The 14925-nt window shown below is 73.7% G+C and carries 13 protein-coding genes; 4 read left to right on the top strand and 9 right to left on the bottom strand.

Annotated features, from left to right (window positions below):
* Nucleotides 1-9: 9 nt before the first annotated feature.
* Nucleotides 10-1083 carry a succinyl-diaminopimelate desuccinylase gene (dapE, locus tag AC0AIB_RS22580; protein ID WP_328343158.1) on the bottom strand — a complete coding sequence of 358 codons (1074 nt, stop codon included), beginning with the start codon at nucleotides 1081-1083 and terminating at the stop codon, nucleotides 10-12.
* Between the two features lie 82 nt (nucleotides 1084-1165).
* Between dapE and dapD the strand changes: the two genes are divergently transcribed.
* Nucleotides 1166-2122 carry a 2,3,4,5-tetrahydropyridine-2,6-dicarboxylate N-succinyltransferase gene (gene dapD, locus AC0AIB_RS22575; RefSeq protein WP_328343156.1) on the top strand — a complete coding sequence of 319 codons (957 nt, stop codon included), beginning with the start codon at nucleotides 1166-1168 and terminating at the stop codon, nucleotides 2120-2122.
* A gap of 52 nt (nucleotides 2123-2174) precedes the next feature.
* Here dapD and AC0AIB_RS22570 read toward each other — a convergent pair whose 3' ends face one another.
* Entirely contained in the window at nucleotides 2175-5591 is a 3417-nt protein-coding gene (locus AC0AIB_RS22570; protein ID WP_465097436.1) for a S8 family serine peptidase, read from the bottom strand.
* 168 nt (nucleotides 5592-5759) lie between these two features.
* Here AC0AIB_RS22570 and AC0AIB_RS22565 point away from each other — a divergent pair, with 168 nt between their 5' ends.
* Both AC0AIB_RS22565 and AC0AIB_RS22560 read left to right on the top strand, forming a co-directional pair.
* On the top strand, nucleotides 5760-6317 hold the full coding sequence (locus AC0AIB_RS22565) for a sugar O-acetyltransferase (protein ID WP_328343152.1): 558 nt from the start codon (nucleotides 5760-5762) through the stop codon (nucleotides 6315-6317).
* A 92-nt stretch (nucleotides 6318-6409) separates the two neighbouring features.
* Nucleotides 6410-8974, top strand: coding sequence for a hypothetical protein (locus AC0AIB_RS22560; RefSeq protein ID WP_328343151.1), 2565 nt, complete (start codon nucleotides 6410-6412; stop codon nucleotides 8972-8974).
* On the opposite strand, the gene AC0AIB_RS22555 is transcribed toward AC0AIB_RS22560, so the two are convergent.
* The 5 genes from AC0AIB_RS22555 to fdxA form a co-directional block, all read right to left on the bottom strand.
* Nucleotides 8957-9598 (bottom strand): nucleoside/nucleotide kinase family protein, encoded by a 642-nt coding sequence (locus AC0AIB_RS22555; RefSeq protein ID WP_328343149.1) that lies wholly within the window; start codon nucleotides 9596-9598, stop codon nucleotides 8957-8959. The two genes, AC0AIB_RS22560 and AC0AIB_RS22555, sit on opposite strands and share 18 nt — an antisense overlap.
* Complete coding sequence (locus tag AC0AIB_RS22550; RefSeq protein ID WP_465097435.1) at nucleotides 9598-10236, bottom strand: SIMPL domain-containing protein; 639 nt, start codon at nucleotides 10234-10236, stop codon at nucleotides 9598-9600. Before AC0AIB_RS22550 ends, AC0AIB_RS22555 begins: the two co-directional genes overlap by 1 nt.
* Before the next feature lie 47 nt (nucleotides 10237-10283).
* Entirely contained in the window at nucleotides 10284-11300 is a 1017-nt protein-coding gene (locus tag AC0AIB_RS22545) for a prephenate dehydrogenase (RefSeq protein WP_328343146.1), read from the bottom strand.
* A 12-nt stretch (nucleotides 11301-11312) separates the two neighbouring features.
* A complete protein-coding gene (gene dapC / locus AC0AIB_RS22540; RefSeq protein WP_465097434.1) occupies nucleotides 11313-12398 on the bottom strand; it encodes a succinyldiaminopimelate transaminase in 1086 nt (361 codons plus the stop codon).
* A gap of 80 nt (nucleotides 12399-12478) precedes the next feature.
* Nucleotides 12479-12805, bottom strand: coding sequence for a ferredoxin (gene fdxA / locus AC0AIB_RS22535; protein WP_328343144.1), 327 nt, complete (start codon nucleotides 12803-12805; stop codon nucleotides 12479-12481).
* A gap of 79 nt (nucleotides 12806-12884) precedes the next feature.
* Here fdxA and AC0AIB_RS22530 point away from each other — a divergent pair, with 79 nt between their 5' ends.
* Nucleotides 12885-13925 carry a GNAT family N-acetyltransferase gene (locus tag AC0AIB_RS22530; protein WP_465097433.1) on the top strand — a complete coding sequence of 347 codons (1041 nt, stop codon included), beginning with the start codon at nucleotides 12885-12887 and terminating at the stop codon, nucleotides 13923-13925.
* Nucleotides 13926-13932: 7 nt separating this feature from the next.
* Here the strand turns inward: AC0AIB_RS22530 and AC0AIB_RS22525 are convergent, their stop codons facing one another.
* Together AC0AIB_RS22525 and AC0AIB_RS22520 are read right to left on the bottom strand one after the other, a co-directional pair.
* Entirely contained in the window at nucleotides 13933-14397 is a 465-nt protein-coding gene (locus tag AC0AIB_RS22525) for a hypothetical protein (protein WP_328343142.1), read from the bottom strand.
* Between the two features lie 81 nt (nucleotides 14398-14478).
* The gene (locus AC0AIB_RS22520; RefSeq protein WP_328349044.1) at nucleotides 14479-14922 is read right to left on the bottom strand and encodes a hypothetical protein; all 444 of its coding nucleotides are present in this window, start codon (nucleotides 14920-14922) and stop codon (nucleotides 14479-14481) included.
* Nucleotides 14923-14925 lie beyond the last annotated feature (3 nt).

Genomic DNA, 14925 nt, shown 5'->3' with positions numbered 1-14925 from the left:
GGTGGGGGGTCAGGCGGGGGTGAGCCAGCGGTGGAGGGTGGCGGCGCCGTCGCGGATCTTGGTGAGTTCGACGTGTTCGTCCTTGTGGTGGGCCAGGTTGGGGTCGCCCGGGCCGAAGTTCAGCGCCGGGATGCCCATCGCCGCGAACCGGGCCACGTCGGTCCAGCCCAGCTTGCCGATCGGGGCCGCACCCACCGCCGCCAGGAACTCCTGGGCCGCCGGCGAGTCGAGTCCGGGAGGCGCGCCAGCGGCCGCGTCGGTGACCGTCAGCTCGAATCCGTCGAGCACCTCCCGCAGGTGCGCCTCGGCCGCCGCCGGGTCACGATCGGGCGCGTACCGGTAGTTGATCTCGATCTCGCAGCGGTCGGGTACGACGTTGCCGGCCACCCCGCCGTGGATCCGTACCGCGTTCAGGCCCTCGCGGTAGTCGCAACCGTCGATGGTGACCCGCCGGGCCTGGTAGGTCGAGAGCCGGCGCAGCACCTCCCCCGCGCCGTGGATGGCGTTGACCCCGCGCCAGGACCGGGCCGCGTGGGCCCGCTCGCCGTGGGTGGTGACGACCGCCCGCATGGTGCCCTGGCAACCGGCCTCGACGATGCCGTACGTCGGTTCCAGCAGCACCGCGAAGTCGGCCTGGAGCCATTCCGGGTGGGCCTGGGAGACCAGGGTGAGCCCGTTGTACCGGGACTCGATCTCCTCGGCCTCGTAGAAGAAGTACGTCACGTCGTACCGGGGGTCGGGCAGGGTCACCGCCAGGTGCAGCGCGAACGCCACCCCGGACTTCATGTCGGAGGTGCCGCAGCCGTACATCAGGTCGCCGCGCATTGTCGACGGGAAGTTGTCGTTGAGCGGCACCGTGTCCAGGTGCCCGGCGAGCACCACCCGGGAGGCCCGGCCGAGGTCCGTCCGCGCCATCACCGTGTTGCCGTGCCGGAAGGTGCTCAGGTGCGGCACCCGGCGCAGGACCTCCTCGACGCAGTCGGCGATGGCCTTCTCGTCGAGGGAGACGGATTCGATGTCGACCAGGGCACGGGTCAGCGCCACCGGATCGGCCAGGACCTCGGGGGTAAGCGGGTTCTCCATGGTTCGCACGGTACCGTCCTGAACGGTGGGCGCGAGGGGTGAGCCCGCGCGGGCCCGCAGCCGCGAACGAGAGGGTAGAACAGTGACGTCCCAATCCGCCTGGGGTATCGGCCTGGCCACCGTGACCGCCGCCGAGCAGGTGCTCGACACCTGGTACCCGACCGGCAAGCTGGGGCTGGGCGAGTTGCCGCTGGTCCCCGGCGAGGACCAGGCCGACGTGCTCGACCTGCCGCCCGGCGCGATCGGCGAGCGGGCCCTGCCCGGCCTGCGTACGGTGCAGGTGGTCACCGTGATCGGCGCGCTGGACGAGCCGATCAAGGACGCCGCCGACGCGTACCTGCGGCTGCACCTGCTCTCCCACCGCCTGGTGCGGCCCAACGAGCTGAACCTCGACGGCATCTTCGCCCAACTGGCGAACGTCGCCTGGACGTCGGCCGGGCCGTGCCCGCCGGAGCGGGTGGACGAGTTGCGGGTGATCGAGCGGGCCGCCGGCCGCCACCTGGCCGTGTACGGGGTGGACAAGTTCCCCCGGATGACCGACTACGTGGTGCCTGGCGGGGTGCGGATCGCCGACGCGGACCGGGTCCGGCTCGGCGCCCACCTGGCCAGCGGCACCACCGTGATGCACGAGGGCTTCGTCAACTTCAACGCCGGCACGCTGGGCACCTCGATGGTCGAGGGCCGGATCGTGCAGGGCGTGGTGGTCGGCGACGGCTCCGACATCGGCGGCGGCGCGTCGATCATGGGCACCCTCTCCGGCGGCGGCACCGACCGGGTCCGGATCGGCGAGCGGAGTCTGGTCGGCGCGAACGCCGGGGTCGGCATCTCGCTGGGCGACGACTGCGTGGTGGAGGCCGGCTGCTATCTCACCGCCGCCTCGAAGATCACCCTGCCGGACGGCCGGGTGGTCAAGGCCCGCGAACTGTCCGGCGTCGACGGGCTGCTGTTCTGGCGCAACTCGGTCACCGGGGCGCTGGAGGCGAAGCCGCGCACCGGTCGGGGCATCGAGCTGAACGCCGCCCTGCACGCCAACGACTGACGACCGAGCGGTCCGGGCCCGCGACGAGACCGTCGTGGGCCCGGACCTCGGTTCACTTCAGGCGGTACGCCTGGATGATCCGGGTGCTCGCGGTGTTGCCGTCGGTGTCCCGGGCGGTCGCCCGCAGGGACACGTACCCGGCACCGGCCGGGTGGTTGACCAGCGCCACGGTGCCCTGGCCCGGCACCTTCACCACGGTCGCCCGTCGCCAGGTCTTCCCGCCGTCGTACGAGACGTCGACGCTCAGCTTGGCCACCTTGGCGGTGCCGGCACCCGCCTGCCGCCGCACCTGGACCGGAACGGCGAAGACCCGCCCGGCCGGTGCGGTGTTGTCGGCGCTCAACCGCGGGGTGAACCGGATCTCCGACAGCGGCAGCCGCTTGGGCGTGTCACCCGCCACGTGCCCGGACCGGAAGGTCCAGCTCGCCTCGACCTCGGTGCTGAGATCGGTCAGGCTCCGCTTGGCCCCGGCGGTCAGCTTGTAGTCGCCGGCCTCCTTCGGCACGGTGAACTCGCCGTACCCCGACTCGTCGTTCTCCGCCACCAGCTTGCCGTTGCGCCACAGCGCGGTACGGGAGCTGTCGTTCAGCGACACCCCGATGTGTCCGGCCGCGTCGCTGTGCAGTGGCACGCTCACCCAGATGGTGTCCCCGATCCGGGTGACGTCCTCCTCCGGCCAGCGCGGGGTGGGCAGGGTCGGCCCGAGGGGCGCGGACCCCCAGGTCTCGGTGACCTTCCGACCGGCCTGGTAGGCGGCGGACCGGCCCAGGAGGAGCGCCTTGAGGTCCAGCCAGCCTTCCTCGGTCCGGGTGCCGAAGTCCAGTTCGGAGTCCCAGCGCATGCCCTTGGTGTTGTAGTACTCGGTGCGCTGGCCGGGCACGGTGGTGGGGACGTTCACCGCCCAGCCGCCGGTGTTGTAACCGTTGTCCGGGAAGACCAACCGCTCGGCCTCGAGCTCCGGGTACGCGTCGTGGAACTTGTGCACCACGGTGGCCAGGTCACGCGGTCGGTAGTCGCGGGTGAACCCGGTGGGCAGCCTGCCCGGTACGACCTCGCTCAGCGCGTACAGGTAGGGGCTGTGCGCGACGTCGAGGTCGGCCCACTGGCTGCTGAAGGAGGAGATGAACCGCTTGTCCGTCACCGTGCCGCCAAGCTGCCCGGTGCGCACCCCGCCGAAGGTGTCGGAGCCCACGCCGAAGCTGTAGCTACCGCCGTCGTCGGTGAAGAAGTTGGCGGCGACATCGACCAGGACGACCTTCGCGTCGGCCTGCGGGACGGTCATCCGGACCGGCCCGGTCCGACGCGCGTCGATGGTGAGCGCCGTGTCGCCGTCGACCACCAACTCCGGCTGGCTGAGCAGGGCCAGCCCGCTGGACTCGCCCTCCGGTGCCTCCTCGAACAGGACGCTGCTCAGCCCGTACCGGCCCTTGGGGATCCGGACCTCGGCGACACCGTCGGCGCCGAAGACGTCCCGCACGTCGAAGTCGGCGAGGCCGACCAGGGTGGTCGCGTAGTCGGCGGCGGGCTTGCCGTTCCGGTCGAGGTGGGTGAGCGTGACGGTGTAGCTCTCCACCTCCCGGTGCACCGCCAGCGGGGTGACCGCCACGGTGCTGCCCGAGCGGGCCACCATCCGGCCGGTCCAGTAGCCGTCGACCCCGAGCCGGGTGTCCGCGGTGACGGTGGTCTCGGCCCGGCCGCCCGCCGGGACGGTGATCCGGTTGACGCCGAGGGCGAACATGCCGGCCGGCGCGGCTTTCCCGCCCGGGCCCTTCACCTCAAGGGTGAGGTCGAGGGTGACCGGGGCGGAGCCGCCGTTCTGCCAGGCGACGGTCCGGGTGATCGGGGCGTCGTCACCGTGCGGCCAGAGGGCCCGACCGAACGAGACGCTTACCGGGTCGGTGGTGACCTGCTCGGTGATCGCCCGGGTCAGGTCCACCCGGCCGGCGCCCTGCTCGTAGGCGGTCTGCGTGGGGTGCGGCTTGGCGGCGGCCATCAGGGTCGCCTTGAGCTGCCCGGCCTTCCAGCCCGGGTGCTGTTGGGCGAGCAGCGCCACCGAGCCGGCGACGTGCGGGGTGGCCATCGAGGTGCCGGAGAGCGCGACGTACTGCGTCCCCACCGGATCGCCGATCTGGCCGTTGGCGGAGCGGGCGGCCACGATGTCGACGCCCGGGGCGGTGATGTCGGGCTTGAGCGCGTCGTCGCCGACCCGGGGGCCCCGGCTGGAGAACTCGGCCAGCTCGTCGTCCCGGTCGACCGCGCCGACGGTGAGCGCGGCGTCGGCGGTGCCCGGTGAGCCGACCGAGCCGTCCGAGCCGTCGTTGCCGGCGGCGATGACGAAGAGGCTGCCGGTCTGGGCGGTGAGCGTCTGGACGGCCTCTTCCAGCGGGTCGAGCTCCGGGGTGTCCCGGCCGCCGAGGCTCAGGTTGACCACGGTGGCCTTCTTGTCGACGGTGGCCCACTGCATGCCGGCCAGGATCGACGACTCGGCGCAGCCGAAGTCCTCGCAGACCTTGCCGTCGAGCAGCTTCGCGTCCGGCGCGACACCCTTGTACTTGCCACCGGAGGCGGCACCGGTGCCGGCGATGGTGGACGCGACGTGGGTGCCGTGGCCGACGGTGTCCTTCTGGTCCGGCGTGTCGCTGAAGTTGCGTGCCTCGGTCACCTTGCCGGCCAGGTCCGGGTGGGTGGCGTCGATGCCGGTGTCCAGCACCGCGACGGTCACCCCCTTGCCGGTGTAGCCGGCCGCCCAGGCGGTGGGTGCGCCGATCTGGGGCACGCTGTGGTCGAGCGAGACCGCGCGGCGGCCGTCCAACCAGATCCGCTCGACGCCCCCTGCCGCGTCGAGCCGGGCACCGCCGGCCCCGCCGGCCCTGTCGGCACCGCCGGCCCCGCCGGCCCTGTCGGCACCGCCGGCCCCGCCGGCCCTGTCGGCACCGCCGGCCCCGCCGGTGAGCGTCGACCAGACCGCGCCGGCCGAGGACTTGCCCGCGGTCAGGGCAGCGCCCCGGATGGCCGGCAGGTCGCGGGTCACCCGGGTGCCGGGCAGTCCGGCCGCACCGCGCCGGGCCTGCCCCGAGCGGTACGACACCAGCAGCGGCAGGCTGTCGCGGTGGGCGTCGTCGTAGCGGGCGTCGATCAGCGCGGTGACGTCGAACAGTCGCCTGTCGACCTGCCCCGAGCGGAGCAGCGGCAGCGCGTCCCGGGGCACCACGGAGAGGTGACCGCGTTCGCGGCTCACCACGAACTGCTGGTGCTTGCGGCCGGCGCCGGGGCGCACGGCGGCGCCGCCGGTGCGGGTGACGGTGACCTGGTCCCCGGTGATCAGGGTGACCGTGATGGAGCCCACGGCTGGCGCGGCGGGTCGGGGCGTGGCCTGAGCTGCGGGCGCGGCGCCCGCACTCGTCGCCGGTAGACCGAGGGCCAGGGCGAGCACCAGCCCACCGGCCGCGGTTCTTCTGGTTCCGTGCAACGGATCCCTCCTTCTGGGGCGTCTTCCATGACGGGAGTCATATCGACGCCTCAGAATTACATACTCAGTATGTAAAAAGAAGTCCGGATGATGACCTTCCGGCCACATTGCCGAGACACGGCCCCTCGGTTACCGGCGTCCGGCCGGTCGATCAGCCACGATCACCTGGTGACGTCCATGAGGGAACGCATGCTCGCCGGCGAGCCGTACATCGCGAACGAACCTGAGATCATCGCCGACCTGGACCGCGCCGCGCGGCTCACCGAACGCTTCAACCGCAGCTCCGCCGACGACCCCGAGGGCCGGCTCGCCGCCCTGCGCGAGCTGCTCGGCACCGTCGGCGAGGACGCCTGGGTACGCCCACCGCTGTACTGCGACTACGGCTGGCAGACCCACCTCGGCGCACGCAGCTTCGTGAACTTCAACGCCGTCCTGCTCGACGTCGCGCGGATCACCATCGGCGCGGACGTCCAGATCGGACCGAACGTGCAGCTGCTCACCGCCACCCACCCGGTCGAGCCGGGACCACGCCGGGCCCGGTGGGAGGCCGCCCAACCGATCACCATCGGCGACAACGTCTGGCTCGGCGGCGGGGTGATCGTTCTCGCCGGGGTGACCGTCGGGGAGAACACGGTGGTCGGCGCCGGCGCGGTGGTCACCCGCGACCTACCACCCAACGTGGTTGCCGTGGGTAACCCCGCACGGGTGATACGTACCCTGGAATGACAGCCTGAGCTGCGAAAACCTTTGCCGGATCGGTGGGCGAATCGTGAATTCCGATGCACTCTGGGTAGTGACGACGTCACCAGGGAGCACCGATGGCCGAACGGGTACTCGAACTTCGGGTGCACGGCGTGTCCAACACCCCACCCGACCAGATCCTCGGACTGCCCACCGACCCGACCGGTGCCGGCCCGCAGCCCCGGCTCGTCTCCGGCGGTGACGTCACCGGCTTCTACCGCGCCAGCACGTCCGCCCCCGACGACCCCCTCGTCGTCGAGGCGTACAGCTGGGGGCAGTTGACCTCGGGGGCGCGGACCAGGCGGGACGTCGAACGGGCCCTGTGGACGTTGCTGCTGCCGTTCACCCTGGCCAACGTCGCCCTGTACGCCCGGCCCGGCATCCCGTCCGATCCGGACACCGAACGCTGGGGCAGCCGCTCCGGCATCACCGCCTGGTTGATCCGGCTGTTCTGCCTCAGCCTCACCGGCACCCTGGTGCTCGCCACCACCGGCATCGGGGTCGACCTGATCGCCTGGCAGTGCGTCGACCAGGAGTGCCTGCGGCAACTGCCTGGCCCGTGGGAGTTCCTCGGCCGGGGCTGGTGGCACGCCGACGCCCACGCGCTCGCCGTCGGCCTGCTGCTGCCGCTGGCCATGCTGCTGGTGCTCGGCATCGTCGCCTGGCGCACCTACCAGTACGAGGCCGAGATGCCCGCCGAACCCCGCCCGCACCCGCCGGCAGCGGACGACGGGGAGGTGAAACCCCTGGCCAACCCGTTGCAGGACCCCACCTTCTGGTGCGGGGAGGGCCAGCTACGCCGCGCCGCCGTCCTGCACCTGTGCGTCGGCGCGGTGCTCGCCGCCGCGGTGCCCGTCGGCGCGGTGCTGGTGATGGACCCGCCCCGGGGTGTCCGGGCCCTGGTCGCCACCCCGACCGTCGTCGCCCAGGTCGCGGTCGTGGCGATCGCGGTCGTGGCGGTGGGCCGCCCCTGGCTGACCCGCCGCAGTGGGGCCACCCCGCTCGGTCGGTGGAGTCTCGCCGTCGGGGTGCTCACCGGCCTCGCGCTGGCCGGCGCCTTCGCCCTCCTGCTGTTGCCGGACGGCCCCGCCGGCACCCCGCTGGCACAGTTCCGCCCGCCGGCTGGCTGCACAGGGGACCCGGGCCTCGCCGGTTGCCTCACCGACCACTCCCTGCCCGGGTACGACGGCACCATCGCCTGGTTCGCCACCTACCAGGTGCTGCTGCTGATCGCCATCGGCACGGTCGCCCGGTCGGGACGACGCGCCCTGCTCGCCCCCGCCGCGGCCGGCGTGCTGCTCCCCCTCGGGATGGCCTGGCTCGACGGCCGGCTGCCCGGCCTCCCCGCCACCCCCGACGGGCTGCGGATCTGGATGCTCACCGCGCCGGCCATCGCGGTCGCCGCGATCGGGCTGCTGCTGCCCCGCACCGACAGCGCTGCCGACCAGCAGCCGCTCGGCGCGCACGCCGCCGTGGCCTGGGGCGGCCGGGGGGCCGCGGTGATCGCCGGCTTCGGCTGGATGATGGCCATCGCCTACTGCGCCGGCCTGCACTACTGGGTCACCGACCGGCTCAACGGCCCGGCCTCACCCAGCGGCTTCTCGCCTGTCGTGCCGCCGCTGCCGGCGATCTGGGCCGGGCTGGCCTTCACCGTCGCCACGGCCGCCCTGATCGGCACGCTGATCCGCGCCGGGGTGCTCTTCCAGCGGCTGCGCCGCGTCGAGTACGCCCAGCTCACCAGCGGCGGACAGGCCGTCTCCGCGCACGACCTGCGGCGCTGCCGGGACGTCGGCACGTACCGCGCGCTGCACCGGCTGGTCGGCGAGCACGCGGTACGGCTGATCGGCTGCTACGCCACAGTCGCGGCGGTGCTGGTGGCCCTCTCCTGCGTGGCCACGCTCACCCGGACCCGGCCTGCACCGGCGGGGGCGTCGGGCTGGGCGGGCCTGGTGCACACCGCCGCCAACCTCGGCGACACCATGCTGGGCTGGCTCCCCCTGGTGGTCGCCGGCCTGGGCATGCTCGTCTACCGCAACGACACCGTCCGGCGCAGCGTCGGGGTGCTCTGGGACGTCGGCACCTTCTGGCCCCGCGCCGCGCATCCGCTCGCCCCGCCGAGCTATGCGGAACGGGCCGTCCCCGAGTTGCAGACCCGGGTCGCCGGGATACTGGCGCTGACCGAGCACGACCCGCGCCGGGTGGACGGGGTGATCCTCTCCGGGCACAGCCAGGGCACGGTGATCTGCGCGGCGATGCTGCTCCAGCTGCCCGCCCGGTGGCGGCGACGGATCTGGTTCCTGTCGTACGGCTGCCAGCTCACCCGGCTCTACGGACGGGTCTTCCCCGCCTATTTCGGACCGGACCGGCTCCGGGTGCTCGCCGACAGCCTGACCTGGCCCTCCGGCTACGTCGCGTGGACCAATTTCTGGCGCGGGACCGACCCGCTCGGCTGGCAGGTCGACGCCGGGGAACGGAACGTGCCGGTGACCGACCCGGAGGCGCTGCACCCCAGCGGGGGCGAGGTCGCCGACCCGCCGATCCGCAACCACAGCGGCTACCCGGAGGCGCTGGAGTTCCACCGGGAACGTGCCCTGGTGGCCCGGCTCCTGCGGCGGACCGTCCCGTCACCCCGGGTCGGTTGACCGGATCACCAGGTCGGCCCGGCCGGCGGTGCCCACCACCACCGCGGTGTTCACCTCGTCGCTGCCGTACGCCCAGGCCGTCGCCGTCTCCGGGGACCGCCCGTACGCCAGGTGCCGCGCCACCAACCGGCGCAACCGCAGCTCGGCGTCCAGGTCGAGGAACCACGCCTCGTGCAACAGCGAGCGCACCTCGTCCCAGGGTGGCTCGTCGAGCAGCAGATAGTTGCCCTCGGTCACCACCAGCCGGACCGAGGGCGGCACCTCCACCGCCCCGGCCACCGGCTCCTCCAGATCGCGGCGGAACACCGGCGCGTACACGGCGGTCGGCTCCAACCGGCGCAACCGACGCAGCAACGAGACGTAACCGTTGGCGTCGAAGGTGTCCACCGCGCCCTTGCGGTCGGCCCGGCCCAGCCGGACCAGCTCCGCCTGGGCGAGGTGGAAGCCGTCCATCGGCACCAGCCGGGCGGTCGGGCCGACCGCCGCGACGAGCCGTTCGGCCAGGGTGGACTTGCCCGCGCCGGGTGCCCCGGCGATGCCCAGCAGCTGGCGGGGGCCGGCGTCGGCAAGCGACCGGGCCCGGGCCACCAGGTCGTCGAGGGAGAACGCACGGGCCCCGGGCATCAGGTCAGGACCGGCTCGCTGATGGTGAACCGGGCCCGCACCACCGCGTGCACCGACTGCGGGCGGGGGTCGAGCTCCAGCTCCGGCGGACCGCCCTGCCGGGCCTGCCGGGCGTACATCGCCCCGCCCCCGCCGAACCCCTCGTCGGTGTCGGCCAGCTCCAGCAGGGCGGTCACCCGGGCACCGAGCGCCTCGGCGTACTCCCGGGCCCGGCGCAACGCGTCGGCGATCGCCGCGTGCCGGGCCTCCCGGTGGACCGGGCTGTCCGGGCGCAGCGACCACCAGGGGCCGGCCACCTCGACGTGGTCCAGCTCGGCCAGCCGCAGCATCAACTCGGCGAGGGAGCCGAAGTCGGTGACGGTGACGGTGGTCGAGACGCTGCCCAGATAGCCGACGACCCGCTCACCGGACCGGTTCGTCTCGGGACGTACCCGCAGCTCCCCGGCCTCCCGCCGGTCCACCGCCGGCTCGTGCTCGTCGAGCAGCACCCGGACGGCGGCGGCCCGCTCGGCGAGCCGGGTCAGGGCGGCCTGGCGGTCGCGTTCCCGGGCCGTCGCGGTCACCTCGAAGCGGGCCAGCTCGGGAGCCACCTCCCGGTACGCCTCACCGCGTACCGCCACCACCGGTCCGTCCGCCACGCACCCACCCTAACGGCGCAGCCGGCGCACCGCCGGTTTCCGCGCGGTCAGGCCGGGGCGTCGGCGGGCCGCAGCCCGGTGTACGTCACCGTCCCCCCCGCCACCGTGCAGCCGGTGAGATGCCCACCGGCCTCGCCGACCGACCGGACGAACGCCAACTCCTCGGCGGGGTCGCCGTCGAGGTCGAACTTCCGGCGGACGGGTCGCGCGCGGTCCGGCCCGGCCAGGCGTACCGTCCGGGCCCGCTCGTACCGGGCCACCAGCGTGGGCAGGTCGTCGGCGCGGACCGCCTCGGCCAGCCCGTCGAGCGCGGCCCGCACCTCGGCCAACTGCCGGAGCACCTGCTCCCGGTTGGCCAGCAGCATGTCGGCGGTGCGCCGCGCCGGGGTCGTCGCGACCCGGGTCCCGTCGCGGAAGCTGCCCGCCGCGAGCCTGACCACCGCGTCACGCACCACCGAGTCGGCGGCGGCCCCGGCCAGACTGCCGGCCAACAGGTGCGGTACGTGCGAGGAGAGCGCGACGACCGAGTCGTGCACCCCCGGCGACATCGGTACGACGTGCGCGTGGAAGACGTCGACGACGAGCCCGACCAGTGACCGGAACGGGCCCAACCCGTCGACGCTCGGGCAGAGCACCCAGGCGGCGTCGACGAAGAGCCCGGCCAGCGCGGCGGTGAGACCGGCCCGCTCGGTGCCGGCCATCGGGTGCCCGGGGACGAACCGGCCGGTCAACCCGTGCGCCCCGGCGAACTCGGCGACGGCAGCCTTGGTGCTGCCCACGTCGGTGACGACACACCTGTCGTCGGTCAGCCCCGCCACGGTGAGCAGGGTCGCCGGCAGGCTGGTCAGCGGTCCACCGAGGAAGACCACGTCCCGGTCCCGCACCGCGTCGGCCAACTCGTCGGGGAAGGTCAGACCCCGACGGCGGCCCTCGGCCCGGGTCGCCGGGTCCGGGTCCCAACCGACCACCCGCGTGCCGGCCTCGTGCAGCCGCAGCAGGATCGAACCGCCGATCAGGCCGGTGCCCACCACGGCGATCCGGGGCCGGCCGACGTCGTCACCCACCCGACCCGCCCCCTACGGCTGGGCGAGCCGCTGCGCGACCGCCCCGACGTGCGCGTCGGAACCGGTCAGCGCCACCCGGACGTGTCGCTGCCCGGCCGGACCGTAGAAGGCCCCGGCGGCCACCAGGATGCCCCGCCGGGCCAACCAGTCGACGGTGTCCCAGCAGTCCTCGTCGCGGGTGAGCCAGAGGTAGAGGCCCGCCTCGGAGTGCTCGACCGTGAACCCCGCGCCGGTGAACGCGGCGAGCAGCGCCCCCCGCCGGGCCCGGTAGCGTTCCCGCTGCTCGTCGGCGTGCGCCTGGTCGCCGAGCGCGGCCACCATCGCCGCCTGCACCGGGGCCGGGACGATCATGCCGGCGTGCTTGCGGATCTTCAGCAGCTCGGCCACCAGCGCCGGGTCGCCGGCGACGAACCCGGCCCGGTAGCCGGCCAGGTTGGACCGCTTGGACAGCGAGTGCACCGCCAACACCGAGTCGTACGACCCGCCGCAGACCTCCGGCGCGAGCACCGACACCGGCGCGGCGTCGGCCGTCCAGCCCAGCGGCAGGTAGCACTCGTCGCTGGCCACCACGGTGCCGCGCTCCCGGGCCCAGTCGACCACCTTGCGCAGGTGGGTGGCGGGCAGCACCCGACCGGTCGGGTTCCCGGGCGAGTTGACCCAGACCAGGCGTACCCGGGAGGTGGGGCCGACCGCGGTCAGCGAGTCGGCGCGGACGACCGTGGCACCGGCCAGCCGGGCCCCGTCCTCATATGTCGGATAGGCGACCGACGGCACCACGACCACGTCGCCGGGGCCGATCCCGAGCAGGGTGGGCAGCCAGGCGACCAGTTCCTTGGAACCGATCGTCGGCAGCACCCCGAGCCCGTCGACGCCGGCACCGCAGGCGCGGGCGACCCAACCGGCGATGGCCTCCCGCAACGCCGGGGTACCCGCGGTCAGCGGATATCCCGGCGCGTCGGACGCGTCAGCCAGTGCCTGCCGGATCACCGGGGGCACCGGGTCGACAGGCGTACCCATGGAGAGGTTGATCAGGCCGTCCGGGTGCGCCGCGGCCAGCGTGGCCGCGGCGTCCAGGGCGTCCCAGGTGAACTCGGGCAACCGGGCCGACACCGCAACGGGCCGGGCCGGGACCGGCGCAGGCCCGGCCGGCGACCCCGGTGCCACGGCGGCGGGCCGGTTCAGCTGCCCTCGCCGCGCGGCGGCTGGCCGACGACGAACGTGGCGTCCTTCTCCACCTTGCCGATCTTCGACGCGCCACCCGGAGAGCCCAGGTCCTCGAAGAACTCGTAGTTGGCCCCGGTGTAGTCCTTCCACTGCTCCGGGACGTCGTCCTCGTAGAAGATCGCCTCGACCGGGCAGACCGGCTCACAGGCACCACAGTCGACGCACTCGTCGGGGTGGATGTAGAGCATCCGATTGCCCTCGTAGATGCAGTCGACCGGGCATTCCTCGATGCATGCCTTGTCGAGCACATCCACGCACGGCTCGGCGATGATGTAGGTCACCGGTCTTCTCCTCCGCAAGACTCGCCGCGATCACCCGCGACGCTAAGAGCCTAGTATCTCGCCGGGGAGGAGGTCGATCGTGCTCCGACAGCAGGATGTGGGACACCGGATCGTGGTTCGCCGCATTGTGGGGATTCGTGAGGGCCGGCCCCTCTTCTCGGACGCCCTCGGCGAGCTCGTCGAGCTGAACGAGACCCATCTCACCATCGCCACCGCCCAGGGCCGGCTCCGGGTGCCGGTGGCCGAGGTGCACCGGGCCAAGCGGGTGCCGCCCACCCGGCGACCCACCGCCACCGCCGTGGTGGAGCTGGAACTCGCCGCGGACGAGGCCTGGCCCGCCCCGGTACGCGGGCGGCTCGGCGACTGGCTGCTGCGCTCCGCCGACGGCTGGACCGGCCGGGCCAACTCGGCGCTACCGGTCGGCGACCCGGACCGGCCCCTGCCGGCCGCCGTGGACGCGATCGAACGCTGGTACGCCGCGCACGGTCAGCCCGCGATGGTCAACACGCCGCTGCCGCTCGCCGTGCCGGTCGGCGCCGAACTGGACGCCCGGGGGTGGTCCGCCCGGCCATTGACCCTGGTCCAGACCGTCCCGCTGGCCACCCTGCGACCGCCCGCCCCCGCCGTCAGCCCGGCCGACGACCCGCCGGTCGTCCACGCCGACGCGCCGCCGGCCACCCTCGCCACCGCGCCGCCGGTCGTCCTCGCCGCCGCGCCGCCGGTCGTCCTCGCCGCCGCGCCGTCCGAGGAGTGGCTTGCGGTCGCCGCCGGCCGCAAGGGCGGCCTGCCGGCCTCCGCCCGACACATCCTCACCGCCGTGGACCGGGTCCGCTTCGCCCAGGTGTACGCCGACGGCGTCCTGGTGGCGACGGGTCGGGGCACGGTCACCGGGCAGGGCCGCTGGCTGGGGCTCAGCCTGATCGAGGTGGCCCCGCAGGCACGCCGGCAGGGGCTGGCCGCCCGGGTGATCCGGGCGCTGGCCGACTGGGGCGCGGCTGAGGGCGCGACGCTCGCCTTCCTCCAGGTGGAGCAGCGCAACACCGAGGCGGTGGCGCTCTACCGCAAGCTCGGCTTCACCACCCACCACACCTACCTGACCCGCGTCGCCCCTCCCACCTGACCGGTGGTCAGCGACGGACCACCCGGCGGGGCTTGGTCGCGTTGCGCTCCGCGTACCGCTGGAGCTGCTGGGAGCGGTGGTCGCGGCCGAGCGCGATGAGCACCAGGTAGCCGAGCGCCACACCGGCCGCGGCGGCGGCGAGATAGAGCCAGATCTGGGCGAAGAAGAGCCCGGCGCCTCCGCCGAACGGGTTGTTGCCGACCAGCAGCGGCCCGACGAGCACGGTCAGCAGCAGCGCCACGACCACCGCGGCGGTCACGTCGGTGCCCCACCGCGCGGCCGGGACGACCCGGCCCCAGGCGGAGACCACCCCGGCCAGGACCAGCCCGACCACGACGAACATGCCCAGCGAGACCCGGTCGGCGGCGGTGTCGTTGCCGTCGAAGCCGAGCTTGATGATCACCCTGGCCAGCACGTTCACCGCGAACAGGGCCGCCGCGAGTACGCCGACCGCCCGCCACCGATCTCTCATCACACGCCTCCCGCCGTACCGCCCGCCGCGTCGGCGGGTCTCCTGGCAGGAATATCTACCACCGCCGGCTGTGTGTCGTCATCACCCGTCGTGCCGGCGCGGCTGCGGGCTGAGCATCTGCCGGAACGCCATCACCGCGAAGGTCATCGCCCCGCTGGTGATCATCGCCAAGCCGACCCAGTTGTCCCCGGCGACCAGCAGGTCACCCTCGGCGGTACGGACCGCCGCCACCGCCATCAGCACGAACCACGGCAGCGCCGGCAACGCCACCGCCCACTTCCGGCCGACCGTTGCGTACGCGAACCAGCTCACCGCGATCGCGCCCAGGATGGTGACCGCCACCGACACCCCGATCAACTGCCCGCCGACCCGGACGGTGGACAGCAGCAGGCCGATCAGGGCGGTGAGCACCCCACCGGCCACGGCCACCAGCCCGCCGACCACGCGCAGCACGACGTCGAGCAGCCGTACCGTCCGGCCTGGTGGCGGCGGGACGGCGGCGGTCTCCTCCTCGACGACCGGCATCGG

Source organism: Micromonospora sp. DSM 43699 (genome assembly GCF_055517075.1).
Note: the sequence above shows the minus strand (reverse complement) of the source record. Positions and strands in the feature narration are given on the sequence as shown.

Bases quoted from the DNA above. Each gene is read 5' to 3' on its own strand.
- AC0AIB_RS22555 (WP_328343149.1), bottom strand. From the start codon at position 9,598: ATGCCCGGGGCCCGTGCGTTCTCCCTCGACGACCTGGTGGCCCGGGCC.
- AC0AIB_RS22560 (WP_328343151.1), top strand. From the start codon at position 6,410: ATGGCCGAACGGGTACTCGAACTTCGGGTGCACGGCGTGTCCAACACC.
- AC0AIB_RS22520 (WP_328349044.1), bottom strand. From the start codon at position 14,922: ATGCCGGTCGTCGAGGAGGAGACCGCCGCCGTCCCGCCGCCACCAGGC.
- AC0AIB_RS22525 (WP_328343142.1), bottom strand. From the start codon at position 14,397: ATGAGAGATCGGTGGCGGGCGGTCGGCGTACTCGCGGCGGCCCTGTTC.
- dapE (WP_328343158.1), bottom strand. From the start codon at position 1,083: ATGGAGAACCCGCTTACCCCCGAGGTCCTGGCCGATCCGGTGGCGCTG.